This window comes from Mesorhizobium tamadayense (assembly GCF_003863365.1).
GTDB classification, from domain to species: Bacteria; Pseudomonadota; Alphaproteobacteria; order Rhizobiales; family Rhizobiaceae; genus Mesorhizobium; species Mesorhizobium tamadayense.
The window spans coordinates 25,201-50,643 of sequence record NZ_RQXT01000028.1 but is presented as its reverse complement, the minus strand read 5'-3'; the positions used below and the strand labels follow the sequence as shown (position 1 = coordinate 50,643).

27 protein-coding genes and 1 pseudogene are annotated in these 25,443 nt (G+C 63.7%); 13 read left to right on the top strand and 15 right to left on the bottom strand.

Features of this window, described 5'->3' with window-relative positions:
- Positions 1 to 47: 47 nt before the first annotated feature.
- Positions 48 to 746, bottom strand: a complete 699-nt coding sequence (locus tag EH240_RS21375) for a TetR/AcrR family transcriptional regulator (RefSeq protein WP_125002317.1) — start codon at positions 744 to 746, stop codon at positions 48 to 50.
- Between the two features lie 134 nt (positions 747 to 880).
- Here EH240_RS21375 and EH240_RS21370 point away from each other — a divergent pair, with 134 nt between their 5' ends.
- Together EH240_RS21370 and EH240_RS21365 are read left to right on the top strand one after the other, a co-directional pair.
- The gene (locus EH240_RS21370; protein WP_125002315.1) at positions 881 to 2,065 is read left to right on the top strand and encodes an HlyD family secretion protein; all 1,185 of its coding nucleotides are present in this window, start codon (positions 881 to 883) and stop codon (positions 2,063 to 2,065) included.
- A gap of 169 nt (positions 2,066 to 2,234) precedes the next feature.
- On the top strand, positions 2,235 to 3,842 hold the full coding sequence (locus tag EH240_RS21365; RefSeq protein ID WP_125002313.1) for a DHA2 family efflux MFS transporter permease subunit: 1,608 nt from the start codon (positions 2,235 to 2,237) through the stop codon (positions 3,840 to 3,842).
- A 93-nt stretch (positions 3,843 to 3,935) separates the two neighbouring features.
- Here EH240_RS21365 and msrB read toward each other — a convergent pair whose 3' ends face one another.
- The 4 genes from msrB to EH240_RS21345 all read right to left on the bottom strand — a co-directional run bounded on the left by msrB (position 3,936) and on the right by EH240_RS21345 (position 6,639).
- Complete coding sequence (gene msrB, locus EH240_RS21360; protein ID WP_125002311.1) at positions 3,936 to 4,439, bottom strand: peptide-methionine (R)-S-oxide reductase MsrB; 504 nt, start codon at positions 4,437 to 4,439, stop codon at positions 3,936 to 3,938.
- Positions 4,440 to 4,636: 197 nt separating this feature from the next.
- Entirely contained in the window at positions 4,637 to 5,194 is a 558-nt protein-coding gene (locus EH240_RS21355) for a fasciclin domain-containing protein (protein ID WP_125002309.1), read from the bottom strand.
- 186 nt (positions 5,195 to 5,380) lie between these two features.
- Positions 5,381 to 6,103 carry an anti-sigma factor gene (locus EH240_RS21350; protein ID WP_125002307.1) on the bottom strand — a complete coding sequence of 241 codons (723 nt, stop codon included), beginning with the start codon at positions 6,101 to 6,103 and terminating at the stop codon, positions 5,381 to 5,383.
- Positions 6,100 to 6,639 carry a sigma-70 family RNA polymerase sigma factor gene (locus EH240_RS21345; protein ID WP_125002305.1) on the bottom strand — a complete coding sequence of 180 codons (540 nt, stop codon included), beginning with the start codon at positions 6,637 to 6,639 and terminating at the stop codon, positions 6,100 to 6,102. The genes EH240_RS21350 and EH240_RS21345 overlap by 4 nt, the downstream gene beginning before the upstream one ends.
- Positions 6,640 to 6,825: 186 nt before the next feature.
- Between EH240_RS21345 and EH240_RS21340 the strand changes: the two genes are divergently transcribed.
- The gene (locus EH240_RS21340; protein ID WP_125002303.1) at positions 6,826 to 8,322 is read left to right on the top strand and encodes an amidase; all 1,497 of its coding nucleotides are present in this window, start codon (positions 6,826 to 6,828) and stop codon (positions 8,320 to 8,322) included.
- A 102-nt stretch (positions 8,323 to 8,424) separates the two neighbouring features.
- Positions 8,425 to 9,318, top strand: coding sequence for an acetylglutamate kinase (gene argB, locus EH240_RS21335; protein WP_125002301.1), 894 nt, complete (start codon positions 8,425 to 8,427; stop codon positions 9,316 to 9,318).
- Positions 9,319 to 9,425: 107 nt separating this feature from the next.
- Here the strand turns inward: argB and bchE are convergent, their stop codons facing one another.
- Positions 9,426 to 10,994, bottom strand: coding sequence for a magnesium-protoporphyrin IX monomethyl ester anaerobic oxidative cyclase (gene bchE / locus EH240_RS21330; protein WP_125002299.1), 1,569 nt, complete (start codon positions 10,992 to 10,994; stop codon positions 9,426 to 9,428).
- A 252-nt stretch (positions 10,995 to 11,246) separates the two neighbouring features.
- Here bchE and EH240_RS21325 point away from each other — a divergent pair, with 252 nt between their 5' ends.
- Positions 11,247 to 12,287 (top strand): class I SAM-dependent methyltransferase, encoded by a 1,041-nt coding sequence (locus EH240_RS21325; RefSeq protein ID WP_125002297.1) that lies wholly within the window; start codon positions 11,247 to 11,249, stop codon positions 12,285 to 12,287.
- A gap of 148 nt (positions 12,288 to 12,435) precedes the next feature.
- Here EH240_RS21325 and EH240_RS21320 read toward each other — a convergent pair whose 3' ends face one another.
- The 3 genes from EH240_RS21320 to EH240_RS38070 all read right to left on the bottom strand — a co-directional run bounded on the left by EH240_RS21320 (position 12,436) and on the right by EH240_RS38070 (position 15,431).
- Positions 12,436 to 14,415 (bottom strand): putative bifunctional diguanylate cyclase/phosphodiesterase, encoded by a 1,980-nt coding sequence (locus EH240_RS21320; protein WP_125002295.1) that lies wholly within the window; start codon positions 14,413 to 14,415, stop codon positions 12,436 to 12,438.
- Positions 14,416 to 14,806: 391 nt separating this feature from the next.
- Positions 14,807 to 15,283 (bottom strand): Lrp/AsnC family transcriptional regulator, encoded by a 477-nt coding sequence (locus EH240_RS21315; RefSeq protein ID WP_125002293.1) that lies wholly within the window; start codon positions 15,281 to 15,283, stop codon positions 14,807 to 14,809.
- A complete protein-coding gene (locus EH240_RS38070; RefSeq protein WP_167484097.1) occupies positions 15,270 to 15,431 on the bottom strand; it encodes a hypothetical protein in 162 nt (53 codons plus the stop codon). The genes EH240_RS21315 and EH240_RS38070 overlap by 14 nt, the downstream gene beginning before the upstream one ends.
- Between EH240_RS38070 and phhA the strand changes: the two genes are divergently transcribed.
- Positions 15,424 to 16,257 carry a phenylalanine 4-monooxygenase gene (gene phhA / locus EH240_RS21310; protein ID WP_125002291.1) on the top strand — a complete coding sequence of 278 codons (834 nt, stop codon included), beginning with the start codon at positions 15,424 to 15,426 and terminating at the stop codon, positions 16,255 to 16,257. The genes EH240_RS38070 and phhA overlap by 8 nt on opposite strands.
- A gap of 137 nt (positions 16,258 to 16,394) precedes the next feature.
- Here phhA and EH240_RS21305 read toward each other — a convergent pair whose 3' ends face one another.
- A complete protein-coding gene (locus EH240_RS21305) occupies positions 16,395 to 16,838 on the bottom strand; it encodes a MarR family winged helix-turn-helix transcriptional regulator (protein WP_245436251.1) in 444 nt (147 codons plus the stop codon).
- Between the two features lie 134 nt (positions 16,839 to 16,972).
- Here EH240_RS21305 and EH240_RS38065 point away from each other — a divergent pair, with 134 nt between their 5' ends.
- Positions 16,973 to 17,140, top strand: coding sequence for a hypothetical protein (locus tag EH240_RS38065; RefSeq protein ID WP_167484096.1), 168 nt, complete (start codon positions 16,973 to 16,975; stop codon positions 17,138 to 17,140).
- Between the two features lie 75 nt (positions 17,141 to 17,215).
- Here EH240_RS38065 and EH240_RS21300 read toward each other — a convergent pair.
- The 3 genes and pseudogenes from EH240_RS21300 to EH240_RS21290 all read right to left on the bottom strand — a co-directional run bounded on the left by EH240_RS21300 (position 17,216) and on the right by EH240_RS21290 (position 19,760).
- Positions 17,216 to 18,644: pseudogene (locus tag EH240_RS21300) on the bottom strand (GMC oxidoreductase).
- The gene (locus EH240_RS21295; protein WP_342634100.1) at positions 18,641 to 18,817 is read right to left on the bottom strand and encodes a hypothetical protein; all 177 of its coding nucleotides are present in this window, start codon (positions 18,815 to 18,817) and stop codon (positions 18,641 to 18,643) included. Before EH240_RS21295 ends, EH240_RS21300 begins: the two are co-directional and overlap by 4 nt.
- Before the next feature lie 181 nt (positions 18,818 to 18,998).
- Positions 18,999 to 19,760 carry a GGDEF domain-containing protein gene (locus tag EH240_RS21290; protein WP_125002285.1) on the bottom strand — a complete coding sequence of 254 codons (762 nt, stop codon included), beginning with the start codon at positions 19,758 to 19,760 and terminating at the stop codon, positions 18,999 to 19,001.
- 151 nt (positions 19,761 to 19,911) lie between these two features.
- On the opposite strand from EH240_RS21290, the gene EH240_RS21285 reads away from it, so the two are divergent.
- Complete coding sequence (locus EH240_RS21285; protein WP_125002283.1) at positions 19,912 to 20,619, top strand: pyrimidine 5'-nucleotidase; 708 nt, start codon at positions 19,912 to 19,914, stop codon at positions 20,617 to 20,619.
- 12 nt (positions 20,620 to 20,631) lie between these two features.
- Entirely contained in the window at positions 20,632 to 21,021 is a 390-nt protein-coding gene (locus tag EH240_RS21280; protein ID WP_125002281.1) for a LuxR C-terminal-related transcriptional regulator, read from the top strand.
- Between the two features lie 16 nt (positions 21,022 to 21,037).
- On the opposite strand, the gene EH240_RS21275 is transcribed toward EH240_RS21280, so the two are convergent.
- Positions 21,038 to 21,877 carry an LOG family protein gene (locus tag EH240_RS21275; RefSeq protein WP_125002279.1) on the bottom strand — a complete coding sequence of 280 codons (840 nt, stop codon included), beginning with the start codon at positions 21,875 to 21,877 and terminating at the stop codon, positions 21,038 to 21,040.
- 143 nt (positions 21,878 to 22,020) lie between these two features.
- Here EH240_RS21275 and dapD point away from each other — a divergent pair, with 143 nt between their 5' ends.
- The 4 genes from dapD to EH240_RS21255 all read left to right on the top strand — a co-directional run bounded on the left by dapD (position 22,021) and on the right by EH240_RS21255 (position 24,390).
- The gene (dapD, locus tag EH240_RS21270; protein ID WP_125002278.1) at positions 22,021 to 22,875 is read left to right on the top strand and encodes a 2,3,4,5-tetrahydropyridine-2,6-dicarboxylate N-succinyltransferase; all 855 of its coding nucleotides are present in this window, start codon (positions 22,021 to 22,023) and stop codon (positions 22,873 to 22,875) included.
- Positions 22,876 to 22,945: 70 nt separating this feature from the next.
- On the top strand, positions 22,946 to 23,308 hold the full coding sequence (locus EH240_RS21265; RefSeq protein ID WP_125002276.1) for a DUF805 domain-containing protein: 363 nt from the start codon (positions 22,946 to 22,948) through the stop codon (positions 23,306 to 23,308).
- A complete protein-coding gene (locus tag EH240_RS21260) occupies positions 23,301 to 23,678 on the top strand; it encodes a DUF805 domain-containing protein (protein WP_167484095.1) in 378 nt (125 codons plus the stop codon). The genes EH240_RS21265 and EH240_RS21260 overlap by 8 nt, the downstream gene beginning before the upstream one ends.
- A 25-nt stretch (positions 23,679 to 23,703) precedes the next feature.
- Positions 23,704 to 24,390 carry a hypothetical protein gene (locus EH240_RS21255; protein ID WP_245436247.1) on the top strand — a complete coding sequence of 229 codons (687 nt, stop codon included), beginning with the start codon at positions 23,704 to 23,706 and terminating at the stop codon, positions 24,388 to 24,390.
- Here the strand turns inward: EH240_RS21255 and EH240_RS21250 are convergent.
- Positions 24,365 to 25,399: a 2-dehydropantoate 2-reductase gene (locus tag EH240_RS21250; protein WP_125002272.1), complete on the bottom strand. Its 1,035-nt coding sequence runs from the start codon at positions 25,397 to 25,399 to the stop codon at positions 24,365 to 24,367. The genes EH240_RS21255 and EH240_RS21250 overlap by 26 nt on opposite strands.
- Between the last annotated feature and the right edge of the window lie 44 nt (positions 25,400 to 25,443).

The window sequence follows — 25,443 nt, the reverse complement described above, 5'->3', positions numbered from 1 at the left end:
TAACAAGCCCTTCCGACGGGCTCCGCTTAGCGATAGGCGCGCCTCGGTCAGGCGGGTTCCGACGCCTGCTCCTCTGCGGCAAGCTTCTCGGTGCCGTAGGCCTTCAGGAAGACATTCACGCCGGAGCGGACGACATGCTCGATCTCGGTCGGGCTCGGCGCCTTGGTGCGATAGGAGAAGATGCACTGCCGGAAGAGGCCGGCGAGGCACAGCTCGGTGAACTGATAGGCAGCGAGGTCGACATCGTCGATCTTCAGGAGACCGCGTTCGACGGCTTCGTTGAGGAAGACCATCACCCTGTCGTGGCCGCGCTTCGGACCGCGCTCGTAGAAGCGGGCGCCAAGCTCGGGAATCCTGTCGGAGGCACCAACCACGGTGCGCTGCGCCTGGATGACCTTGGCCGAGGTGATCTTGGCGGAGAGCACCATGCCGAACTTCACCAGCGTCTTGCGCAGATCGTCGAAATGGTCGAGCACCTCATACATGTTCTTGAAGATGCTGCCGCGCTCTTCCTCGATGAGGGCCTCGAACAGCTCTTCCTTGTTGGCGAAATAAACGTAGATCGTGCCCTTGGAGACGCCTGCCTCGCGCGTGATGTCGTTCATAGAGGCGGCCTCGAAGCCCTTATCGATGAAGACGCGGCGCGCGCCTTCGATGATCTGGGCCCGCTTGACCGGATCCTGCCCGGCCGCCGGGCGGCCTTTGCGCAGGTCGAGCAGATCGCTGTCTGCTGTCGTTTCGACCATTAAAGTCACACCTCACGAAATATTTCGAACCAGGCGGTTCGATTTGCTCTTGATATGGGCCTCTTTCCGCGCTATGTCAATCACCAATTCGAACCGAACGGTTCAGTCTGACTGACCTACCCAGAGAGATTATCATGTCCTCGAACGCGCCCGCCACCGCCGAAGTCCGCACATTTCCCGCCGCCAAGGTCCAGCCGTCAACCGAAGCGCCGGAAGTGCCCCTGCAGCCCGCACCCGTCGCGCCTGTCGAAGCGCCGGCCAAGAAGAAGCGCTCTCTTCGTTCTCTGCTCCTGCCGATCATCGGGCTTGCCCTGCTCGGCGCCGGCTCCTGGTATGGTTACAATTACTGGGCCGACGGCCGGTTCATGATCTCCACCGACGACGCCTATGTCCAGGCCGACATGTCGTTCGTGTCGCCGAAAATCTCCGGCTATGTGGATAAGGTGCTGGTCAGCGACAACCAGAAGGTCAAGGCCGGCGATCCGCTGTTCGTCATCGACAACGGCGACTACAAAATCGCCGTCGCCCAGGCCGAGGCCCAGATCGCCACGCTGGCGAAGACGCTCGACCGCATCGACGCGCAGACCAAGGCGGCGCAGGCCTCGCTGACGCAAGCGCAAGCGCAGAAGATCGCCGACCAGGCGGCGGCCGACAATGCGGCGCGCGCCCAGGCCCGTGCGGCGCAACTGGTCAAGACCCATGTCGGCACGCAGGCGCAGCTCGACGACGCTCAGACCGCGCTCGACCAGGCCAAGGCAGCACTTGCCGGCGCCGACGCGCAGATCGCCGCGGCCCAAGCCAATATCGGCGTGCTGGAAGCCCAGCGCGCGGAGCAGGCAAGCACGCTCGCCTCGCTGCAGCTCACCCGCGACAAGGCCCAGCGCGACCTTTCCTTCACCGTGCTCAAGGCGCCCTATGACGGCGTCGTCGGCAACCGCTCGGTCGAGCAGGGCGATCTCGTCAGCCCGGGCCAGAAGCTCGCCGTCGTCGTGCCGATGGATAAGCTCTACATCGTCGGCAACTTCAAGGAGACGCAGCTTGGCCGGCTGCTGCCCGGCGAGAAGGTCCGCATCACGGTCGACGCCATCGACGGCCAGACCTTCGAAGGCACGGTTTCGTCGCTGGCGCCGGCCTCCGGCGCGGTGTTCTCGCTGCTGCCGCCGGAAAACGCCACCGGCAACTTCACCAAGGTCGTGCAGCGCGTTCCGGTCCGCATCGACGTGCCGGCCGACGTGCTGAAGGCAGGCAAGCTGCGCGCCGGCCTAAGCGTCATCGTCGCCGCCGACAGCCGCACCGCGCCGACAGCGACCACGAACTAGGCACTTTGGGGGGCGGTTCAGCGGCCGATAGAGCGCTGAACCGCCCAAGCTTCAGAGCGGTTCAAATTTTCCCGGAATCGCCGACCCGCTCTAAGCATTTGTTTTGACGCAATTCCGGACGGAAAACCGCTCCGCGCCTTTCCTGGAATTGCCTTAGGGAGGCCATGAAATGGCAACCGCAACAACCATCACCGCAGGATCGGTGCCGGCACGGTCGGCAGCCGCCGCGCCCGCCGACCACATGCCGGTGCGCCGCGTCATCGCCTTCCTGGCGATGGTGTTCGGCATGTTCATGGCGATCCTCGACATCCAGATCGTCTCGGCATCGCTGGCCGAGATCCAGGCGGGCCTGAGCGCCAGCTCCGACGAGATCCCGTGGGTGCAAACGGCCTATCTGATCGCCGAAGTAGTGATGATCCCGCTATCCGGCTTCCTCAGCCGCATGCTGTCGACGCGCGTGCTGTTCACGATCGCCGCCGCCGGCTTCACCGCGGCCAGCGCGCTTGCCGCGACGGCCACCAACATCGATCAGATGATCGTCTACCGCGCCATCCAGGGTTTTATCGGCGGCGGCATGATCCCGAGCGTCTTCGCGGCCGCCTTCACCATCTTCCCGCCGTCCCGCCGCGCCGTCGTCTCGCCGATGATCGGCCTGGTGGCGACGCTGGCGCCGACCATCGGCCCGACGGTCGGCGGCTATATCAGCCACGCCATGTCCTGGCACTGGCTGTTCCTGGTCAATGTCGTGCCGGGCATCCTGGTGACGACGGCGGCCTGGTCGCTGATCGACTTCGACAAGCCGAACCTCAAGCTGTTCAGCAAGTTCGACTGGTGGGGCCTGGCCGGTATGGCCGCCTTCCTCGGCTGCATGGAATATGTGCTGGAGGAAGGCCCGAACAACGACTGGCTGCAGGACCAGGCAGTGTTCATCTGCGCCGTCATCATGACCATCGGCGCGGTCGTGTTCTTCTGGCGTGTGTTCACCGCCGAGGAGCCGATCGTCGATCTTCGCGCCTTCAGTAATGTCAACTTCGCCTTCGGCTCGATGTTCTCCTTCGTCATCGGCATCGGGCTCTACGGGCTCACCTATCTCTATCCGGTGTTCCTCGGGCGCATCCGCGGCTACGATTCCATGATGATCGGCGAGGCGCTGTTCGTCAGCGGCCTGGCGATGTTCTTCACCGCGCCCATCTCCGGCATCCTGTCGCGCAAGATGGATCTCAGGCTGATGATGATGATCGGCTTCTTCGGCTTCGCCACCGGCACGTGGTGGATGACCCATCTGACCGCCGACTGGGACTTCTACGAGTTGCTCGTTCCGCAGATCCTGCGCGGCTGCTCGATGATGCTGTGCATGGTGCCGATCAACAACATCGCGCTCGGCACGCTGCCGCCGGAGCGGCTGAAGAATGCGTCGGGCCTGTTCAACCTGACCCGCAACCTCGGCGGCGCCGTCGGCCTGGCCATCATCAACACGGTGCTGATCGACCGCAATGCCTTCCACTACGCACGGCTCTCCGAGCATGTGCAGTGGGGCAGCGAGGCAGCCCAGGCCAAGCTGCAGAACATGACACTGAACTTCGAGCAGACCGCCGGCCTCGACGCGGGCAGCGCGGCGATCTCGAAGCTGTCCGGAATGGTCCAGCAGCAGGCGGCGCTGCTGTCCTTCATGGACGTGTTCTTCATGCTGACGGCGCTGTTCGCCACGCTCGGACTGTTCGTGCTGTTCATCAACAAGCCGGCCGACCAGAGCGGCGGAGGCGGCGGAGGCCATTGAGGAGCCGGAACCCCCGCCTGGCATCCTCAAAGCGTGGCCCCGGAAATCGGCAAGATTTCCGGGGTCATTTTTTGGACAGACCGTAATCTAATCTCAGGCCGCGGCCGGCTTGAAGCTCAGCGCCACACCGTTGATGCAGTGGCGCAGGCCGGTGGGCGGCGGGCCGTCGTCGAAGACATGGCCGAGATGGCCGCCGCAGCGGCGGCAGTGCACCTCGGTGCGGGTCATGCCCAGCGAGCGATCCTCGGTCTTGCCGATCGCGTTGGGAATCTCCTGCCAGAAGCTCGGCCAGCCGGTGCCGGAATCGAATTTCGTCTCCGACGGATAGACCGGCAGGTCGCAGCCGGCGCAGGCGAAGATGCCCTTGCGGTGCTCGTTGAGCAGCGGGCTGGTGCCCGGATACTCGGTGCCCTCCTTGCGCAGCACGTCGAAGGCGGCGTCAGAAAGGATGGCGTGCCATTCGGCATCGGTCTTGGTGACCTCGAAGGTCTCGGCGGCTAAAGCCGGCTTCGCGCCGCCCATGCGCAACGCCGCTCCGGTTCCGATGATCAAAGCGGTGGCGGCGGTACCGCCCCAGAGAAAGTCGCGACGGTTCATTGGCCGTTCCTCCTAAGGTCTTCTGCCAAATTACAGCGCCATCCGGAAATCAAAAGCCGGTGACGCTCGTTGTAGCGCTGCTCCGCATCGACCCAAGCCCTGGCGATGCGGAGCGCGCTTGCCGGCAGCGCTGATCATGGGAGAAAGACCTGCGGCCGGCGGGGACAGTCTTATCTTCGTCGGCCGCCTGGGCTTTGTTACATCTTCGGCAAGAGAACCTTGTCGATGACGTGGATGACGCCGTTCGACTGACGGACGTCGGCTATAGTGACATGGGCGACGTTGCCGTTCTCGTCGGTCACGGTGACCTTGCCCTTTGCGGACTTCAGCGTCAGCGCGCAGCCGCCGACGGTCTTGACCTCATGCGCGCCGCCATCGGCCTTGGCCATCTTGGCGACGTCGGCGGCCAGCGCCTTGGCGGCGATGACGTGGCATGTGAGGATCTTGGTCAGCTTGTCCTTGTTCTCGGGCTTGAGCAGCGTTTCGACCGTGCCGGCAGGCAGCGCAGCAAACGCCTCGTTGGTCGGCGCGAAGACGGTGAACGGACCGGCGCCTTGGAGGGTGTCGACAAGGCCGGCGGCCTTGACGGCGGCGACCAGCGTGGTGTGGTCCTTCGAATTGACGGCATTCTCGATGATGTTCTTCTTGGCATACATCGGCGCGCCGCCGACCATCGGATTGGCGGCATAGGCAACGGCGCCGAGCGCCGAAAGGCCGATCGTAGAGGCGAGCAAAAGGGTGGCGAGCTTACGCATAGTGTCAGTCTCCTCGGGTTTGTTTTTCCCGTTCTTGGGAACGCGAGGAAATACGGACCACGAAAAAACTTAGTTTCGCGAACCTCGAAGTTTTTTTTCGCCGCTATGAAGCCTGATATACCGTGCTTAAGCGCATTGCGGCTGCAGTCGATCGGCAGATAGACTTTAACTAACCTTTGAAAAATATCAGATGCCCTTCAGGTCACCCGCGGCGACGACCGGGCCGGTCGGCTGGCCGGTCGGCGAACCGCCGGTCGGCTCGAGACTGACGGCAAGCACGGCGCCCTGCGCCAGCTTGTGCTGGACGGCCGCCGTGACGGCCATGCGCGCGGTCTGGCCGGCGGGGATGACGCCCATCGAGACCGGCGCATTCTTGCCCTCGATCATCCACAGCTCGAAGTCCTTGCCGGTGCCGCGCTCGCCGGAAACGAGCGACAGGTCGACCTCGTGGCGGGCCGCGTCATAGACGGCGAGGTATTTGACGTTGCTGTTGTCGGCGGCGAGCGAGGCGACCAGCCTGGTCTCGGGCCGCGAGACCGGCGGATTGACGAAGGGCAGGGCGACATAGACCGCCAAAGCGGCAATCGCGGCGGCCGCAAGGCCACGCCAGAAGGCAAGGTTCGACCAGAAGCCGGCGCTGGGCGCGGCGGACGTGGGAGCTGAAGAGGCAAAGAGCCGCCGGTCGATCGCCGTCTTTACCGAGGCCGGCGGCTCGACCGTGGCATAGGCGGCCGCCATCGACGCAAAGTTGACCTCCCAGGCATCGACCAGGCGGGCAAAAGCCGTCTCGGTGTCGATGCGGCGGGACGCGATCTGGCGCTCGTCGGCTGCCAGAACGCCGAGAACATATTCGGCGGCGAGCAGGTCGTCGCCTCCGCGTTCCGGTCCGTTGTCTTCCGCCAGCGTCATCTTTCCAGACATTCTCTAAGTTTGAGCAGGCTTCGCCGCAGCCAGGTCCGCATCGTGTTCAGCGGAACCTTGTGGCGCTCCGCCAGCTCGGCATAGCTTTCGCCGTTGAGATAGGCGCCCCGGACGGCCGCCGCCCGGTCTTTCTCCAGTTCGTCGAGACAATGGTGGATGCGTTCGGTCTCGCCGCCCGCGACAGCCATGGCCTCCGGTCCCGGCGTCGGGTCGGCGACGTCGAGAGCCGCATCGATGTTGGCAGAAGGGCCGCGCCGGGCCCGGATGCGATCGATCGAATGGTTGCGCGCAATGGCCACCAGCCAGGAAATGGGACTCAGATCGGAAACCGCGAAGCGGTCCGCCTTCGTCCAGATCTTGACGAAGACCTCCTGCAGCGCCTCTTCCGCCTCCCCCCTGTCCCTCAATACACGAAGGCAGACGCCGAAAAGTTTCCCGCTGGTCTGCTTGTAGAGCAGATCGAACGCAGCCCGGTCCTTCATCGAAGTCCGGACAATCAGCTTGCTGATGTCCTGAGGCCCCATGCGGGCAAATTAGAAGATTGCGATTTATTTGCAACGGCGCCGGCGGTATTGTCCACCAAAGGCTGCCGCGGCGTCAGCCGGCCGCTCACGCGTGCGATTTACCTTCCGCGTCGAAGATCAGCGAAGCAAATATCGATTTCGATTTGCCAGGTCATAGGCTAGCCTTCCTTCAAAGAGGGGGCGGCTATGTCGATCGAGCGCGTGCTTTGGGAACAGGACGCAACTGGACTTGCCGCGCTCGTCCACAAGGGGGAAATCTCGCCGCAGGAGCTGGTCGACGCAGCGATCGCGCGCGCCGAGGCGACAAGGCCCGACATCAACGCCATAGCCACGCCGCTCTATGACGACGCCAGGGCGCGGGCGAAAGCGGTCGACCGCAAGCTGCCGCTTGCCGGCGTGCCCTTCGCGCTGAAGGACCTCGGCCTCGGCATCAAGGGCGTGCCGATCCATGGCGGCAGCCGCATTCCGGCCTTCACCGCCGATTTCAACTCAGTGATGGTCGAACGGTATCTGGCTGCCGGCTTGATCCCGATCGCCACCAGCACCTCGCCCGAGCATGGGCTGCGGCTGATGACGGAATCGGCGCGCTTCGGCGTCACCCGCAACCCCTGGAATACCGGCCACACCACCGGCGGCTCGTCGGGCGGCTCGGCGGCGCTGGTCGCGGCGGGCGTGGTGCCGGCAGCGCACGCTTCCGACGGCGGCGGCTCGATCCGGGTGCCTTCGGCCTGCAGCGGGCTGGTCGGGCTGAAAACCTCGCGCGGCCGCGTGCCGTTGACGCCGCTGGTAAGCGAAAGCTGGTACGGCATGGTCGTCGACCACGCCGTCAGCCGCTCGGTGCGCGACACGGCGCTGCTGCTCGACCTGACCCATGGCGCCGATCCGCTGTCGCCTTATGCGGCGCGAGCGCCGAAGGGCTCCTTCGCGGTTGCCGCGGCGCGCGATCCCGGCAAGCTCAGCCTCGCCGTCTATCGCAAGTCGCCGCTCGGCCTGCCGATCTCGGCCGAGACGCTTGCCGCACTGGACACGGCGGTGGCGCTGGCGCGCGAGGGCGGGCACACGGTGGAAGAGATCGACCTGCCCTATATCGGCCGCGACTTCATGGCCGACTTCTGCAAGAGCGTCGCCTCGGCGGTCGCAGGCATGATGCGGGCCGAGGCGCTGCGCGTCGGCCGCCCCGTCACCGGCGAGGTCGAGCGGGCCACGCGCGTGCTCGGCCGCCTCGGCGAAATGCTGTCCGCCGGCGAAGTCTATGACGCGGTGCAGCGGCTTAACGCCACCGCGCGACGGATGATTGAAGAGACCGCGCGCTTCGATGCCGTGCTGATGCCGATCATTGCCCACCCGCCGCTCGCCTGCGGCGCGATGGACCCGAAGGGCGGAGACGAACTCATCGAAAACATGCTCGACAAATTGCGCCTCACCGGGCTGCTCAGGATCAAGCCGCTGTTCGGCCAGCTGATGGACAAGAGCCTGTGGTTCACCCATTGGCCAGCGATCCACAATGTCAGCGGCCAGCCCTCGATCGCGCTGCCGGTGCATGTCACGGCGGGCGGCCTGCCGCTCGGCATCCAGGCCGCGGGGCGGCCCGGCGACGAGGAGACGCTGCTGTCGCTTGCCGCGCAGATGGAGAAGCTTTCCGGATGGCTGAAGCGGCGCGCGCCGCTCAAGGTGCCGGCTTAAAAGACGGAGCACGATTTCACAATTGTGACCGCAAAGCCGTTTGCGGCCTGCGGCAATTCCCGCTAAGACGCCGCGCATCCTTGCCACTTTGGGAAACGCACGATGACGGACATCGCCGCCACCGCCGAAATGCAGGCCGCGCTGCTTTCGAGAGCCCTGCCCTACATGCAGCGCTACGAGAACAAGACCGTGGTGGTGAAGTATGGCGGCCATGCCATGGGCGACAACGAGCTCGGCAAGGCCTTCGCCCGGGACATAGCGCTTTTGAAGCAATCGGGGGTCAACCCGATCGTCGTGCATGGCGGCGGGCCGCAGATCGGCGCCATGCTCTCCAATATGGGCATCGAATCCAAATTCGAGGGCGGCTTGCGCGTCACCGACCAGAAGACGGTCGAGATCGTCGAGATGGTGTTGGCCGGCTCGATCAACAAGGAGATCGTGGCGCTGATCAACGCCGAGGGGGAATGGGCGATCGGCCTGTGCGGCAAGGACGGCAACATGGTGTTCGCCGAAAAGGCGCGCAAGACCATGATCGATCCGGATTCCAACATCGAGCGGGTGCTCGATCTCGGCTTCGTCGGCGAGCCGGTCGAGGTCGACCGCACGCTGCTCGACCTTCTGGCGCGCTCGGAGATGATCCCGGTGCTGGCGCCGGTAGCGCCTGGCCGCGACGGCCACACCTACAACATCAACGCCGACACGTTTGCCGGCGCCATCGCTAGCGCCTGCCGTGCCTCGCGCCTGCTCTTCCTCACCGACGTGCCCGGCGTGCTCGACAAGAACAAGAAGCTGATCGACGAATTGACGGTCCCCGAAGCCAAGGCGCTGATCAAGGACGGCACGATATCGGGCGGCATGATCCCGAAGGTCGAGACCTGCATCGAGGCGATCGAGCGCGGTGTGGAAGGCGTCGTCATCCTCAATGGCAAGACGCCGCATTCGGTGCTGCTCGAGCTCTTCACCGAGCACGGCGCCGGCACGCTGATCGTGCCGTAACAAGAGCAATTCCAGGAAAAGTGTGACACGGTTTTCCGTCCGGAATTGCGTCAGAACAATGAGATAGGGCAAGTTCACCGTTTCCATGAAGCGGTGAACTGCCATAATCAGCCGGCTAATCTTCTTTCATCCGACACGCGCGCGTCTTCAACGATGGGCCTGGCCGGCTTGCGCGCCGGGCGCTGAAAGATCATCGATTCTTCCTCCTCGTCCTGCGGCGCGCCCCAGAATTCGGCGAGCGTCGTACCGTCCGTCAGGCGGCGGTCGCGGACCAGAAAACCCCAGACCTCGCGGAACCAGACACGGCGGCCCATTTTCGTATACCAGCGCATCGAATGGCGCTGCTCGGGGTCGGGGTGGAAGAGGACGCGCGCCAGCGCCTTCGGCCGCGACTGCACGGCAAGCTCGATCAGCTTGACGGCGAAGAACAGCATCCAGGGCTTCAGCCTGGTCATATGCAGGACCTGGTGCTTGTAATCCCAGAGGCGGATATCCTTCTGGATCACCTTGCGATTGCTCGCGATGCGGAAGAACGGCGTCCAGCGGTGCGGCGTGACATAGAGCGCCTGGATCTGGTCTGGGTCATAGGCGATGAGCTGACGGAAGCCGCGCCAGAGATCGCGAAAGCCTTCATCCTCGAAGCCGGCGACCCAGGTGGCCATCGACAGGATGCCATGCCGGCGAAGCAGCCGGATCGCTTCGCGGTCGGACTTAGTGCTGCCGCCCTTGCGGATCAACGACAGCGTCTCTTCGTCGGTGTTCTCCATGCCGAGCAGCCAGCGGATGACGCCGGCCTTGCGGTAGAGATTGAGGATATCGGCGTCACGCACGATGTCGTCGGCGCGCGTCGAGCCGACGATCAGCACCGGCACATCCTCCGCGATCATGGCATCGAGGAAGGCGCGCCAGGCCTTCTTCGATGAGGTCGGGTTCTCGTCCGCGAGGTTGATCAGCTCGACGCCGTGCTCGCGGTGCAGCCAGGCGATTTCTTTGGCGAATTTGACCGGATCGCGATGCCGCCAGCGAGTCCAGAAGCCGCGCTGGCCGCAATAGTTGCACAGATGCGGGCAGCCGCGCGAGAACTGCATGACCACGGCGCGCTTGCCGCCCCAATAGCTGTAGCGGCCATGGTCGATCAGCTCCCAGCCGACGCGACAGGCGTCGAGATCGGCGATCGTCGTGGCCGGCGGCGTGGCGAAGGGGCGGCCGAGATCGTCGCGATAGGCGATGCCGGCGACGCTTGCCACCGGCCGGCGCATTTCCAGCGCCTCGACCAGCGCCGCCGCGGTCGCCTCGCCCTCGCCGCGCACGATGAAGTCGAAGACGTCCGTTGCGGCGAGCACGTCGCGCCAGTGATAGGTCGGGAAGACGCCGCCATAGACGATGATGACGCCAGGCGCGCGGGCTTTGATCGTCTCAGCGATCCGCAGCGCGGTCGGGTGCGCCGAGGTCGAGCCTGAATGGCCGATGAGGACGAAATCCGGATCGCCGCTCAAGGCGCCGTCAACGAGCACGGAAAGCGGCATCGGTCCGAACTCCGCGTCGACCAGCCGCACCCGATGGCTGGTATCCAGCAGCGGACCGCCGATCGCCAATAGACCCAAAGGCGGCAGATGGTCGTCCGGCACGCGGCTGCCGATGGCCGTATGCGGCGGGTTGACCAGCACGATGTTCATGGCGGACCTCCCGTGTCGGTCCGCTGGTCCTAGCCGCGAATGTCGCGGCTGCCTTGGCGCGGTTCAGCAGTTTCGGCGCAGCTTTGCCGCAGATTTGACGAGCCGCCCTCGACGTCGCGCGGTCGTCGCTCCCGGCGGTTCAAACCTCCGGATAATCATCTATTTAGCGATCTCTAATACAGCCTGTCCTAAACTTTTATTAAAACTCTAAGTATTTATAATCGCCGCCGGGGGACCACAAGGAATTGCCAGATGGCGCTCAATCCTGACCTGAAAATTGATGAAGCAAGCCTCATCACATCGACGTTGATCAAGAAGCATAAGGCGGCGTCCGGCGAGACGGTCGACGCCGTCGAGCTCAAGGCGCGAGCGGGCCAGCTGGCGCTTGTGCTGGACCTCGCCCACCAGGCTTTCGCGCGCCAGGAGCCCGCAGGGCAAATAGTCGAACGCCTGGCGGGTCGATTGCACGAATTGCGCCGCGATGCCGCCCCAGCTCTCTGGCAGGAGCTAATCCCGATTGCTCAGCAGCATCGCGTGGCGGCATATCTGAAACAGGATCCGTTCACGCGCTGGTCCTTCGAGAAGCCGCGCGGCTATTCGGGCGACGCGACGCTGCTGGACATCTACTACAAGCACCCGAGCGCCAACGAGATCGTGGCATCATCGAGCGAGCTTGGCCGCGAGATCTTTGCCTATACGAGCGAGGCGGCAAGTTCGGTGGCGGGGCGCGAGCGTCGCGAGATATTGGCCAGAACGGTCGACGAAACGGCTGCGCGGGCAGAGAACGCGGAGGTGCTGGCAATCGCCTGCGGCCATTTGCGGGAAGCCGAGCTCTCAAAGGCGCTGGCCGAGAAAAGACTTAAGCGCTGGGTCGGCCTCGACCAGGACCCGATGAGCGTCGGCACGGTCAACCGCGACCTCGCCGGCACGGTGGTGGAAGCCGTGGACGGATCCGTGCGCGGCCTTTTGCGGCGCGCCTACCCGCTTGGCACGTTCGACCTCGTCTATGCGTCAGGCCTGTACGACTACCTGCCGCTCCCTGTCGGCGCGCGCCTGCTTCAGCGAGCCATGGAGCTGGTCAAGCCGGACGGCGAATTCCTCTTCGCCAATTTCAGCGACGAGATCACGACCGACGGCTACATGGAGACCTTCATGGACTGGCCGCTCATCCTGCGCTCGGCCAGCGACATGTGGGACATCATCAATGCCGCGGTCGACAAGAACCACGTCGATGCCGAGGTCTTCTATGGGTCGAACAGGAACATCGTTTACGGCAAGATCCGCAGGCGTTGAGATTTCGCAGCGACGGCATAGGGGACAGTGGAGCTGCTTTCATGCCGGGCCGTTCACGGCCCGGCTTTTTTATTGGAGCCTTGACGCGCTCCATCTCTTTGTTTGACGCGATTCCGAACGGAAAAACTGTTCACACTTTCCTGGAATTCTAAGCGACGAGTTCCCGCCTGGCCTGCTTGATCTCGTCGATCGGAACCGGGCGCCCGGTGAGGAAACCCTGGACCGACTGAATGCCCATGTGCTGCAGCAAATTCTGCTGCTCTTTCGTCTCGACACCCTCGACCAGGACCGTATGGCCCAGGTTGCGCAGAAGCCTGACCATGTCCTGCAACAGGCTCAGGCCGCGAATCGTCTGGCAGTCGTGCAAGAAACTTCGGTCGATCTTGACGACGTCGAACTTGAACCGGCGGAGCCACGCAAGGCCAGCAAACCCGGTTCCGAAATCATCCAGCCAGATTTGAACGCCCAGGTTTCGTAGCTGCTCGATATTTCTGGCGGCCTGCGCCTCCAGGAAAATATCGCTGCCTTCGGTGACTTCGAGCGCCAGTTTCTGAGGCGCCATACCGTGCCGGCCAAGGATCTCGGCGATGTGCAGCGGGAAATTCGGCGCCTTGAGCTGGACCACCGACACATTCGCGGACACGACCGCCCCCAATCCGTGCTCGACCATGTCGCCGCAGGCCCGATCGATGAGCCACATCCCGAGCTCCTCGATGCCGCCGGTCTGCTCGGCGACGGGTATGAACACGGACGGGCTGATCGCGCTGCCGTCGAAGTCGCGCAGCCGCATCAGCGACTCGTGACCAAGCACCTGGCCGGATGTCGCATCGCAGATCGGTTGATAGACGACGGAGACGAGTCGTTCCGCAACGGCATGCTTGAGCAGTTCTGAAAGATTCTGGCTGGCGCGCTTTTGGTCGATGGCTTGCGCATCATAGATGGTGGAGGTGGCGCGCCCCGAGAATTTCGACGCATAGAGCGCGCGGTCGGCCTCCTGCAGCAGGATCCGAAGCTCTACGCTTTGGTCGGCGCGCGTCAACGAGGCGCCGGCGCTGATGGTGACGATGTTGAGCTTGTCGTCCCGGTCGGGATGGGAGATTTTCAAATTCTCGACGGCCCGGCAGAATTGATGCGTCACCTCGCGCAGATGATCACGTCCGGCGACCTTGCAGAGCACAACGAATTCCTCGCCGCCGTAGCGCCCTGCGATGGCATGGTTGGAAGCCGCCGTTTCGTCGAAGGCGCGGGCGAGCTCGATCAGGCAGTCGTCGCCGGCCTGATGGCCGAGCCGGTCGTTGAACCGCTTGAAGTAGTCCACGTCCATGAGAATGACGCCTATCTCGTCATTGTCCGTGGCCCATTCCCTGCACAACTCCGCGAATTCCCGCGTGATCGCCCTGCGGTTCTTAAGTCCGGTAAGCGGATCCGTGTCAGCGATCTCGATGAGCTTTTGACCGTTCTCGAAGGCAACCTGCTCCTGGATCTGCGCCTGAAGCGCATGCAGGAAGGTCTGGTAGCGCTCCATGCTCAGGCGCCATGAGAGATAAAGCGACAAAACAAGGCAATTCGCGAAATAGGTTGCAAGCACCAGGCGGGTAGCAAAGTCGGCTTGAAGGACGAACAGCGTTGCGCTTACGAAGGCGACCGTCACGGTCGCCGACGACAGCGCCGAGAGCCATAGCCGGAAATTGAAGAAAAGATTGGCGCCGAGAATGAACACCGTGCCGAAGATCATGAAATGGGACAGCGCCTCCTGATGCGTCGTCCCGAGCGCCGACAGCAGCCAGCCGATTGCGCCCGCCACGATCGCCAGTGCGGCAACATAGTGCAGAGTGGTGACGGCAAAACCGCGTCGAGCAACGAGTTCGACAAGCACCAGGAAGGTTAGTCCCAACGTCAGGCGCGTCAGGATCAGACGGTCCGCAAGGTCCGGGAAAAGAAACCAGTCGAAGGCACCGTAGCAAATGTAGCTCAGCACGGCCGCCGCTATGCCCCAGCGCACGACCTTGCGATTCTGATCCGCGTTTTTGTGCAACAACATCGCAAAAAGCGTGGGATCGGCGGATTTCCACGGCGGGCGTGAAATCGCTTCGGTAACCCTCTGTGCCACATCCTCCGTCAGTTGCATGCAACGCTCCTGTGCGATCGTCCTCCGCATGAACGGTTCGAGCAAGCGAAGTCCGTCAAGTCCTCACGCAAGGACGAAGGCAAGCCTGATCCATTATAAGACACTAATGTTGCTAACCGGCGGTAAACGGATTGTGCGGCCGAGCCGGCCTGGCGACCGTCCAGGATTCCATGCAACAATCTGGAGCTACCGAATAATGCGCGGTCATACTTTCTTCCGGCTCGCAAGAAGACGAACGTAACGTCAATGCTAGCGAAAATCACCAGGCATGTCTTTTCTTAAGGTTTGCATAACCTTAATTTCAGTTAATACCGGGGAAATCGTTCGGATTTGAATTTACGCCGGACATTTTGTCGGGTCGTTTTCGCAGAAACCCGGTTTCGGGCACCATCTAACGCCGCAGATGGCTGAGCGGCACGTGGCCTGGCCCCTTGATGTTCTGCAGCACGAGCTGGGTGTGGACGTCGCGGACGCCCGGGAGCCGCATCAGCCGGTGCATGACGAAGGCGTTGAGGTCGTCCACCGACGGCACCATGACATGCAGCAGGAAATCGTGGTCGCCGGTCATCGTCCAGCAGGACGAAACCTCATCCATGCGCTGCACGGCGGCGATGAAGCTTTCCGGAGAGCCGTCGCTGTGGCTCACCAGGCGGACCTGGATGAACACCTCGACCGTGAGGCCGAGCGCGCGGCGGCTGAGCACGGCGGCAAAGCCCTTGATGAAGCCGGCGTCTTGCAGCGCCTCGAAGCGACGCGCGCAGGGCGTGGTCGAAAGGCCGATCTCCTGCGCGATTTCCGATACGGGCTTGCGGCCGTCGCGCTGCAGGATGTCGAGCATCCTTATTTCGAAATCGTCAAGTTGAGGCATTTCCGCTCCTTACCCCGCCACCTTGAGCGATCTTTATCTCAAAACCAGCGATCAAGCCACCAACAAAGCTGATTTGCCCCGCCATCTGCCGATACAATCGGCTCAAGATCGACGGATCATGATTTTGAGGAGGAACAGCCATGACCATCAGCGTTGCCGACTATGCCCGCGAATGCGCGGCGCAAGGCCTTCGCGGCAACTATTCGGTTTGCCGCGCCGACTTTACTGTGGCTCAAGGGTACAATTATTCGGCCGAGGAACAGGCGGTGTGGCGCACGCTCTGCGACCGCCAGACGAAACTGACCCAGAAGCTCGCGCACCGCTCATATCTCGACGGCGTCGCGGCGCTTGGCCTGCTCGACAGGATTCCGGATTTCGACGCGGTCGGCGAGAAACTGAGCAAGCTGACCGGCTGGAAGATCGTGGCGGTGCCCGGCCTGATCCCTGCCGGCCCGTTCTTCGAGCATCTGGCCAATCGCCGCTTCCCGGTCACCAACTGGCTGCGGACCAGGCAGGAGCTCGACTATATCGTCGAGCCGGACATGTTCCATGACTTCTTCGGCCATGTGCCGATCCTGACGCAGCCCGTGTTCGCCGATTTCATGCAGATGTATGGCGAGAAGTCAGAGGACATGATCGCGCTCGGCGGCGACGAGATGATTACCCGGCTCTACTGGTACAGCGCCGAATACGGCCTCATCCAGGAACCAGGCCAGCCGCTGAAGGCCTTCGGCGCCGGGCTGATGTCGTCCTTCACCGAGCTGCAGTTCGCGGTCGAAAGCAAGGACGCGCACCATGTGCCGTTCGACCTCGAGACGGTGATGCGCACCGGCTATGAGATCGACAAGTTCCAGCGCGCCTATTTCGTGCTGCCGTCCTTCGACGCTCTGCGCGATGCATTCGCCGGCGGCGACCTTGCCGGCATCATCGCGCGGTTCAAGGGCCAGCCGGCGCTCGATCCGGCCACGGTTTAGCCAAAGCCGGCTTTCGCCCAGCCGGCCTTCAGAGCGGTCCAGTTGCCGACACGGCGGCTGGACCGTTCTGTGTCCTTTCGGAAAACAAGCCGCCGGCGTTTCTTCGCCGGTCCGGCATCTGTCGGCACTAGCCGGCATCAAGCCGGCTCGGCCTTCAACCTTGCAAGCTGCTTGTTCTGCAAATCGAGCGCGGCGTTGATGAAGCGCAGCACGGCCGCCAGCTCGGCATCGCTGAAGCTCGCGACCAATTTTTCACCTTCCCGCGCGATGGGGCCGTAGTAGCGCTCCGACAATTCCCTGGTCAGCCCTGTTGCCTCGATCACCACCTTGCGCCTGTCTTCCAGGCTGCGGGTTCGGGTGACCAGCCCGCGCGCCTCCAGCCGGTCGATCAATGCCGTGACGGCCGCCGGGGTCAATCCGGTTGCCGTCGCCACCGCCCCCGCAGACTGTGGTCCGCCATAGAGAAGGGCCAGGCAATGACGCTCGGCCGCGATCAGCCCGAGCCGCGCCCCCACGGCCTCGTCATAGGCCTGCGTCGCATCCTGCCAGCGCATGATGGCGAGGCTGACGGCCTTTGTCATTTCAGCTCGATTCATTCTTGACGAATTCATTTCGATAATCTAACTATCAATTTGTCGAATATTCAGACTGTGGTATCAATATGTGACGTCAGCCTTTGCAAGGCAAGGGCAAAGTCGCCGACAAGGAGTGAACAATGAGCTTGATTCAACAGCGCAGCCCGCTCTCGAATGAGGAGGAGTACAAATACGCCAAGCTGGCGATGGAATGGTATGGCTGGGGCTCGCCCATCGGCCTCGGCATTCTGCTGGTGGCGCTTGCCGCCGCCGCCGTGCTGGTGCGCGTCGCCGTTTACGGGCTGTAGGTCCGATTCCCCGAAAGGCGCGCCGGGGCGGCGCCGGCGCCATTCCAGGCGCCGACGCCGCCTGCTTTTTGGAGTTCAAACCGTGATCACCTTGCTCAGGTGATCGCCCAGCCGGCAGGCGAGCGCGGTGATGGTGGTCGTCGGGTTGCATTGCCCGGAGGTGCAGAACACCGAAGAGCCGCCGACATAGAGGTTGTCCATGCCATGCACCTTGCAGTTGGCGTCGACGACGCTCTTCAGGACATCGGTGCCCATGCGGGTGCCGCCCATATGGTGGTGGCCGGCCGTCTCATCGTTCGTCGGGTAATCGCCGCCATTGCTTATCCAGTCGTCGATGCGGACGCGGCCGACATTCTTCTGCGCCAATGTGGTGCCGAAGAGCCTCAGTCCTTCAAGCAGCGTGCGGCGCTCGAGCGGCGACTTCTTCCAGTGCAGTTCGATGCGCGGCACGCCGGCGTGGTCGACATCGCTCTTCGACAGCTCGATCTGGTTCGAGGCGAGCGGCGCCTGTTCCCAGGCGACGTAGAGCTGCGCTGCGCAACGCAGGCGCTGGTCAAGCTGGAAGGACATCCACTCCGCCATATCGGGAGCCGTGCAGGCGAGGTCGGCGATCAGCCGCTTGACATGGGGATAAGGCGACTCGATCAGGCGGATGCCGAAATTCAGGATCCGCAGCCGCTCCATCGCGGCGAGCGTCGGCGAGAAGAAGGCTTCCTTCGAGGCGTCCACCTCGAACTCGCCGTAGTTGGCGAGGATGGCGTTGCCGCCCTGGAAGGTCGGGTGCTCCATCCAGTAGCGGCCAAGCGCGGCGGCGTTCGGCACGACGCTGCCGTTCGAGCGCTGGTTCGACCACAGAAGCAGCCTCGAGTTCTCCAGCCCGCCGGTGCAGGTGATGAAGTAATCGGTCGTGAAGGCGCCGGCGTCCTGTCCGTTCGACCACAATCTGGCGCCGGTGACGCGCCTGCCGTCGCCGGCAAGCTCGGTCGCATAGGTATTGAGCACGACCGCGATATTCTTGCTCCGGTCGAGCTCGGCGGCGAACTTCTCGCCGAAGCGCACGGCCGGGCTCTTGATCAGCTGGACCCAGCGTATGTCGTCCGAAATCGGCACATCCGGCCGGAAATCGGGCAGTTCGAGGATGTCGTGGACTTCGCCCAGATAGGGCGCGGCTGATCGGCCAGCCGGTGTCCGGCGCCCAGGCCTTGGGCTCGAAGTCGTGCTTGTCGAGCACACGGCACCAGCCGGCCCAATGGTTGGACGAGCCGCCCATGAAGCGCAGCCTGGTGATGTCGAGATCGAAATAGAAATCGCCGACCGTGTTGCCGCGATAAAAATCCTGCGACTCGTCGCTGAATTCGCGCGAGCCTGCCTCCAGGACGACCACCGGGATGCCGGCGGCGCCCAGTTTCCTGGCAATCGTGGTGCCGGCGGGGCCGGAGCCGAGAATGCAGACCTTGGGCTTGAAGCTCGCCTGCCTGTAAGCCGCGTAGCTGCTGAAGATCATGCGAGGTCGCTCCGCCTCAGGATCCACCCGTTGATCTCGACGATCTCGTCAGGATCGATCGCGTTTGGGGCGATCTCGTTCGGGTTGGTGACGGCGGGCCGGTTGCGGAACAGCGGCAGCGCGGACAGCGCGATCAGCGCCTGAACGATCGCGCGGCGCGACATCCTTTTCATGAAATAGCTCATGACACGTCTTTCGATGGGGCTCGATCCGCATGCCGTTCCCGGACGGCACGAGATGCCGCCGAAGAGGCGAATTCCGTGCCAAGTCTAGATGAAAACCCCGTTTCAACCGCGCAATCGCCGCGGTTGAATTTGGAAAGGGTTAGGAATTTGCTAACGCCCACCCAAGGCCTCAGGCGGCTTCCGAAATGTCGCGGTCGAGAATGGACAGGTTGCGGCCACGATGCTTGGCCTCATAGAGCCTGCGGTCGGCGGCGCGCATCAGCTCCGACACGGTGGCGCTCTCGCCGCAGGTGATGCCGCCGATCGAGACGGTCAACGGCACGGTCCGCTCGTCGACCGGACGGAAGCGGATCAGCTCGACCTCGCGGCGGATGCGCTCGGCGACACGCCTCGCCTCCGGCTCGGTGGCGCCGACCAGGAAGGCGGCGAATTCCTCTCCGCCGATGCGGCCGAGCACATCGCCGCTGCGCACGCCGCGCTCGATGGCGCTGGCGATCAGAAGCAGCGCATCGTCGCCGGTCAGGTGACCGTAATTGTCATTGATGGTCTTGAAGTGATCGGCGTCGATGATCAGCAGCGCGCCGCGATCGGCCTTGCGACGCGAACCGTCGAGCGCGGCGAAGAAGGTCTCGCGGTTGAGCATGCCGGTCATGTCGTCGCGGCTTGCCTTCTCCGACAGGCGCCTGTGGGCGGCGGCGAGCTGCGCGTGCGCGCGGGCAAGCTCGCGATGCGCGTTCTTCAGGCGGTCGCTTTGCCAGAAGGTGCCCGCGCTGGCGACCCAGGCAAGCATCAAAGGGCAAACCGTGGACGCCAGCCAAACGCTGCGGCTGATCGCAAAGCCCATGGCCGGGACCACAACCAGGGTCAACAAAAGCGAGACGGCGACCGAAGCGAACGCTACGGCTGCGGACTTCAAAATTATGCGACTCATCGCTGACTCCCAAGGGGACTGCCTCTGTGCCAGCAAGCGCTGAAGGCGACCTTTCCGGGACGGTTAAAATTTGAAGCGAGAGGCCATTTTCACCACAGGCGACGCGCAGAAGTTGTGGATAAAGTCTGCGCCCCCATGCCATAAGGAAGCCATGACAACGACACCCGACCCCGCCCGTTTTGCCCATGTCACGGATTGGGTGTTCGACCTCGACAACACGCTCTATCCGCATCATTCGAATCTGTTCGCGCAGATCGACGTGAAGATGACAGCCTATGTCGGCGAGCTGCTGACGCTCCCGCGCGAGGAGGCGCGCAAGCTGCAGAAAGAGCTCTACCTGGAGTATGGCACGACGCTGAACGGGCTGATGACGCGCCACGGCATCGACCCCGACGACTTCCTCGAGAAGGTGCATGACATCGACTATTCCTGGCTGGTGCCCGATCCGGTGCTGGGCGCCGCGATCCGGCAATTGCCGGGCCGCAAGTTCATTTTCACCAATGGCGACCGCAAGCATGCCGAGCGCACGGCACGCCAGCTCGGCATATTGGACCATTTCGACGACATCTTCGACATCGTCGCGGCGGGTCTCAACCCCAAGCCGGCGCGCCAGACCTATGAACGGTTCGCCGAGTTGCATTCCGTCACCGGCCACAACGCGGTGATGTTCGAGGATCTGGCGCGCAACCTCTCGGTGCCGAAATCGCTCGGCATGACGACGGTGCTGGTTGTGCCGCGCAATTTCGAGCCGACTTTCTCGGAGATCTGGGAGCGCGATCCGGCGAATGAGGACGACGTGGATTTCGTCACCGACGACCTCGCCGGCTTCCTGTCGGCAATCGTCGAGGTCACGGCCTGAACCAACTCCAGATTGCCGACACGACGCCAGAAGGAGCAGCCGCCCCTTCGGCGCAATGCGCGCGGTTTCGTGTTCAAACGGTCGACCGCGACGGATTTGCTGCAGGCCATCCGATGCGTGCTGGCCGGCGACAACTACGTCGACCCGGCGCTTGCCGCGCGCATCTTGAGCCCCCGCCATGGCACACAATGCGACCCGGGGAATCTCAGCGAGCGGGAGCGGTCGGTGATCCAGCTGGTTGCGCTCGGCTACAGCAACAAGGAGATATCCTCGCGTCTGAACCTCAGCATAAAAACCATCGAAACCTACCGGACCAGGGCAACCGACAAACTGGAACTCCACTCCCGCGCGGCGATCGTGCGCTTCGCGCAATCGAATGGCTGGCTGGCCGAACTGCAATAGCGGATGGTCCGCCGCCTCACAGACTGTAGAAGCGACGGATGATGTCCCAGGCTTCGTCGGCGGTGTCGACGAAGTCGATGATGTCCTGGTCGCCGGGCGAGATCGTGCCCTGCTCGGCGAGGAAATCGAGATCGATCGCCCTTTCCCAGAACGCCTTGCCGAACAGGATCACCGGCACGCGCTCCATGCGCCCGGTCTGGATCAGCGTCAGCGTCTCGAAGAATTCGTCCATCGTGCCGAAGCCGCCCGGAAACACGGCCACCGCCTTGGCGCGCATGACGAAGTGCATCTTGCGGATCGCGAAATAATGGAAGTTGAAGCAAAGCTCCGGCGTCACATAGGCGTTCGGCGCCTGCTCGTGCGGCAGCACGATGTTGAGGCCGATCGACGGCGCGCCGACATCGGCGGCGCCTCGGTTCCCGGCCTCCATGACGCCGGGACCGCCGCCGGTGACGACGACGAATTCGCGGTAGTAGGAGGTCGCCGACTGCTGCGAGCAGAGGCGGGCGAACATGCGCGCCTCTTCGTAGTATTTGCTGTTCAGCTCGAGATTCGTCTTCTGCGTCTCGTTCTTCGCCGCCCAGGCGACGCCGCCCGGCTCCGGCAGCCTTGCGCCGCCGAACAGGATGACGGTCGAATCGATGCCGCGTTCGGCGAGGATCATCTCCGGCTTCAGCAGCTCGAGTTGCAGGCGCACCGGGCGCAATTCGCGCCGCGTCATGAAGTTGGGATCGTTCCAGGCCAGGCGATAGGTTTCAGCCCGCGTCTGCGGCGTGTCCGGCACGCTTTTCGACCGCTCCAGATCCTCGTCCGAATGCGGCAGCGGCGTCCAGCCCGCCTTTTCCATGGGTGTCATTGAGTCCACCGTTCCAATTCCCTTACTTGCGCCGTCCCGTGACGCAGCAGCGATTGACCCTCATCAAGGCTTCACATAGGGTCCGCGCGATTTCAAAACAGGTTAAGGCGCAGCCCTTAACAGCTTTGTAATGGAGCAATTTCATGTCGAAGCCCGATCTGGCGAGCCTCGAAAAGACGATCGAAAAGGCCTTCGAGGAGCGCGACACGATTTCGACCGCGACCCGCGGCGAAACGCGCGACGCCATCCAGTCGGCGCTCGACCTGCTCGACCGCGGCGTGGCGCGTGTCGCCGAGCGGCAGGATGACGGCAAGTGGCACGTCAACCAGTGGCTGAAGAAGGCGGTCCTGCTCTCCTTCCGGCTGAACCCGATGGAGATCATCAAGGGCGGTCCGGGCCAGGCGGTCTGGTGGGACAAGGTGCCGTCGAAGTTCGACGGCTGGGGCGCCGTCGATTTCGAGAAGGCCGGCTTCCGCGCCGTGCCGTCCTCGGTCGTGCGCCGCTCGGCCTATGTGGCGCCCGGCGCGGTGCTGATGCCGTCCTTCGTCAATGTCGGCGCCTATGTCGATACAGGCACGATGGTCGACACCTGGGCCTCGGTCGGCTCCTGCGCGCAGATCGGCAAGAACGTGCATCTTTCCGGCGGCGTCGGCATCGGCGGCGTGCTGGAGCCGATGCAGGCCGGTCCGACCATCATCGAGGACAATTGCTTCATCGGCGCGCGTTCCGAGGTGGTCGAGGGCTGCATCGTGCGCGAAGGCTCGGTGCTCGGCATGGGCGTGTTCATCGGCCAGTCGACCAAGATCGTCGACCGCGCCACCGGCGAGGTCTTCTACGGCGAAGTGCCGCCGAATTCGGTGGTGGTCGCCGGCTCGCTGCCGGGCAAGCCGTTCCCAAACAACGAGCCAGGTCCCAGCCTCTACTGCGCCGTCATCGTCAAGCGCGTCGACGCCAAGACCCGCTCCAAGACCTCGATCAACGAATTGCTGCGCGATTGATCTTTTCCGCAAACGGACGCACCTTCCGCCGGCGCGACATTCGGTCGCGCTGGTTCAACGGAGGGGCGTCATGGACTGGAAGTATCTGCTGACGAGTTTCGACGGCCGCATCAACCGCGCCAAGTTCTGGGCCGGCATCGGCATATTCATCGTCGTCGCCATCGTTGCGTTCATTCTCGATTCGATCCTGGGCACACGTTTCACCACCGACAGCGGCGCCCAGATCGGCGTCGTCGGCATCCTCGTCGCGCTGGCATCGATCTATTTCGCGATTGCTCTCTATGCCAAACGCTGGCACGACCGTAACAAGTCGGGCTGGTGGACGCTGATCGGCCTTATCCCCATCATCGGCGGCATCTGGCTACTGATCGAGCTCGGCATCCTCGAAGGCACCAGAGGCGCCAATCAATACGGACCGGACCCGCTTGCCTGAAAAAGCAGACTTCATCTGGCTCTTCTTCAAAACCTCGGGCCGCGTCAGCCGCGCGGCCTATTTTCTCGGCGGACTGCTGGTGGCGCTCGTCCAGGCTTTCCCGCTCTACCGCTTCACGCTGGTGCCGGAAGGCTCGGCCGAGAGCAACATGTGGTCGTTCGTCTTCTTCCTCACCTTCCTCGCGTCGCTATGGTCGAACATCGTGCTGGCGGTGAAGCGGCTGCACGACCTCGACAAGCCCGGCATCGCGGCGCTGGTGCTGTTCGTCCCCGTCGTGTCGATCATCGCCTTCCTGGTGCTCTGCCTGTTTCCGGGACAACCGGGATCCAATCGCTACGGCAGCCGCACCAACGCGCCGGCCGACCGCTGAGCGCCAAGCGGCCATGCGTTACCGCATGCTCGATTCGCAGCTGATCATCGAGACCGCCAAACGGCTTGAAGAGCGGGTCGCCGAGCGTTTTCCGGAAGCCGGCCTGCGCGGCGTCGCCGGCGAGCTGGTCTCGCTGTCGCGCGATCTGGCAAAAGCCGCCAAGGATCTGGAGGCGCCGATCTGGTGGCTGCGCGGCGTCATCGTCGCGGCCTTCATTGCCGGAGTGGCGATGTTCCTGCTCGTCGGTACCATCCTGCCGCTCGACCGGATCTCGGGTGCCGACGATGCCGTGCAGTCGATGCAAGGCATCGAGGCGACGCAACACGGTCATCCTGGCGGTGCTCGGCTTCCTGGCGCTATCCGCACCGAGGAGCGGATAAACCGCAAGAAGGTCTTCCGGCAACTGCACGGGCTGCGCTCGCTGATCCATGTCATAGATATGCACCAGCTGACGAAGGATCCGGCCGCGTTGTCGGCCGACTTCAAGCCGACGCCACACTCGCCCGCCCGCATGACCAATGCCGCCGATCTTGCCCGCTATCTCGACTATTGCTCGGAGATGCTGTCGATCACCGGCAAGATCGCGGCGCTGTTCGCCCAGTCGGTCAACGACGACGTGGTGATCCATGGCGTCAACGACATCGAGAATTTGAGCTCGAACCTGTCGCGCAAGATCTGGCAGAAGATCACGCTGATCGAGGACCGCCAGTGACCTCGTCGGGCGTCAATCCGGGCGGACCGCGCCCGGCCGCTTCCGCCTGACGCACCAGCGCGATGACGCGCTTTGTCAGAGGCACCGGCGCGCCGGTCTTTTCCGCGAGCCGCAGGATCGCGCCCTGCAATTCGCCGATCTCGGTCGGCCGGCCGCGCTGGAGGTCGTCCCACATCGAGGAGCGGGCGTTGGGGTCGATGGCAAGCATGCGCCGCGCCAGCAGCTTGAACAGCCAGTCCGGCAACCTCAGCACCAGCGGCAAGAGCGCCGGCGGCAGGGCGGCAATCCGCGCCGGCTTGATGCCTGCAGCCTTCATCGCGGCGAGCGCCTCGTCGATCTGGCCGGCAAGGATCAGCCGCCATCGGCGGTCGGCCAGTTGCGTGGCCAGCGGCAGGCCGCAAAGCGCCACCAGCGCATTGTTCAGGTTGAAGAGCAGCTTGCTCCACTGCACCGCTTTCATGTCGGCGCGGGCTTCGACGGCAAGCCCCTCGACATCGAGCGCGTCGATGAGGCCGTCGACCCCCTCCTCGATCATCACCTCGCCCTCGCTGGCGCGATGGACCCGGAACGGTGTCTCTCCATCCGGCGATTGAACCACGTTGAACAGCACCATGCCGGCAAGCACTCGCCGGCCGGGAAGCCCGGCGCGCAGCCGGTCGGCATTGTCGACGCCGTTCTGCAGGCTGATCACAACGGCGTCCGGGCGCCCGTGAGCGGCGATCTCAGTCGCGATCTCCTGCGTCGCGCCGCTCTTCACCGCCACAAGGACAATATCTGCGTCGCGCAGCGCAGTTGCCGGATCGTCGGTGACCACAAGCGCGTCCGCGGCGATGCGGCGGTCGCGGCCGTCGAGGTCGCTGACCCGCAGCCCGCCCTTGCGCATGGCTTCGACGATGCGCCCGCGGCCCAGGAAGACGACCTTGCGCCCGGCGAGGGCCAGGCAGCCGCCGGCATAGCAGCCGATGCTGCCGGCGCCGGCAATCGCAATCGTCTTTTCTTGCCCGGCCATGCAATCACTCTGCCTTGGCCGCAACTATACGACATGAAAACCAT

Coding starts and splice junctions, on each gene's coding strand:
- EH240_RS21375 (WP_125002317.1), bottom strand. CDS start 746: ATGGTCGAAACGACAGCAGACAGCGATCTGCTCGACCTGCGCAAAGGC.
- EH240_RS21370 (WP_125002315.1), top strand. CDS start 881: ATGTCCTCGAACGCGCCCGCCACCGCCGAAGTCCGCACATTTCCCGCC.
- EH240_RS21365 (WP_125002313.1), top strand. CDS start 2,235: ATGGCAACCGCAACAACCATCACCGCAGGATCGGTGCCGGCACGGTCG.
- msrB (WP_125002311.1), bottom strand. CDS start 4,439: ATGAACCGTCGCGACTTTCTCTGGGGCGGTACCGCCGCCACCGCTTTG.
- EH240_RS21355 (WP_125002309.1), bottom strand. CDS start 5,194: ATGCGTAAGCTCGCCACCCTTTTGCTCGCCTCTACGATCGGCCTTTCG.
- EH240_RS21350 (WP_125002307.1), bottom strand. CDS start 6,103: ATGACGCTGGCGGAAGACAACGGACCGGAACGCGGAGGCGACGACCTG.
- EH240_RS21345 (WP_125002305.1), bottom strand. CDS start 6,639: ATGGGGCCTCAGGACATCAGCAAGCTGATTGTCCGGACTTCGATGAAG.
- EH240_RS21340 (WP_125002303.1), top strand. CDS start 6,826: ATGTCGATCGAGCGCGTGCTTTGGGAACAGGACGCAACTGGACTTGCC.
- argB (WP_125002301.1), top strand. CDS start 8,425: ATGACGGACATCGCCGCCACCGCCGAAATGCAGGCCGCGCTGCTTTCG.
- bchE (WP_125002299.1), bottom strand. CDS start 10,994: ATGAACATCGTGCTGGTCAACCCGCCGCATACGGCCATCGGCAGCCGC.
- EH240_RS21325 (WP_125002297.1), top strand. CDS start 11,247: ATGGCGCTCAATCCTGACCTGAAAATTGATGAAGCAAGCCTCATCACA.
- EH240_RS21320 (WP_125002295.1), bottom strand. CDS start 14,415: ATGCAACTGACGGAGGATGTGGCACAGAGGGTTACCGAAGCGATTTCA.
- EH240_RS21315 (WP_125002293.1), bottom strand. CDS start 15,283: ATGCCTCAACTTGACGATTTCGAAATAAGGATGCTCGACATCCTGCAG.
- phhA (WP_125002291.1), top strand. CDS start 15,424: ATGACCATCAGCGTTGCCGACTATGCCCGCGAATGCGCGGCGCAAGGC.
- EH240_RS38070 (WP_167484097.1), bottom strand. CDS start 15,431: ATGGTCATGGCTGTTCCTCCTCAAAATCATGATCCGTCGATCTTGAGC.
- EH240_RS21305 (WP_245436251.1), bottom strand. CDS start 16,838: ATGACAAAGGCCGTCAGCCTCGCCATCATGCGCTGGCAGGATGCGACG.
- EH240_RS38065 (WP_167484096.1), top strand. CDS start 16,973: ATGAGCTTGATTCAACAGCGCAGCCCGCTCTCGAATGAGGAGGAGTAC.
- EH240_RS21295 (WP_342634100.1), bottom strand. CDS start 18,817: ATGAAAAGGATGTCGCGCCGCGCGATCGTTCAGGCGCTGATCGCGCTG.
- EH240_RS21290 (WP_125002285.1), bottom strand. CDS start 19,760: ATGAGTCGCATAATTTTGAAGTCCGCAGCCGTAGCGTTCGCTTCGGTC.
- EH240_RS21285 (WP_125002283.1), top strand. CDS start 19,912: ATGACAACGACACCCGACCCCGCCCGTTTTGCCCATGTCACGGATTGG.
- EH240_RS21275 (WP_125002279.1), bottom strand. CDS start 21,877: ATGACACCCATGGAAAAGGCGGGCTGGACGCCGCTGCCGCATTCGGAC.
- dapD (WP_125002278.1), top strand. CDS start 22,021: ATGTCGAAGCCCGATCTGGCGAGCCTCGAAAAGACGATCGAAAAGGCC.
- EH240_RS21265 (WP_125002276.1), top strand. CDS start 22,946: ATGGACTGGAAGTATCTGCTGACGAGTTTCGACGGCCGCATCAACCGC.
- EH240_RS21255 (WP_245436247.1), top strand. CDS start 23,704: ATGCTCGATTCGCAGCTGATCATCGAGACCGCCAAACGGCTTGAAGAG.
- EH240_RS21250 (WP_125002272.1), bottom strand. CDS start 25,399: ATGGCCGGGCAAGAAAAGACGATTGCGATTGCCGGCGCCGGCAGCATC.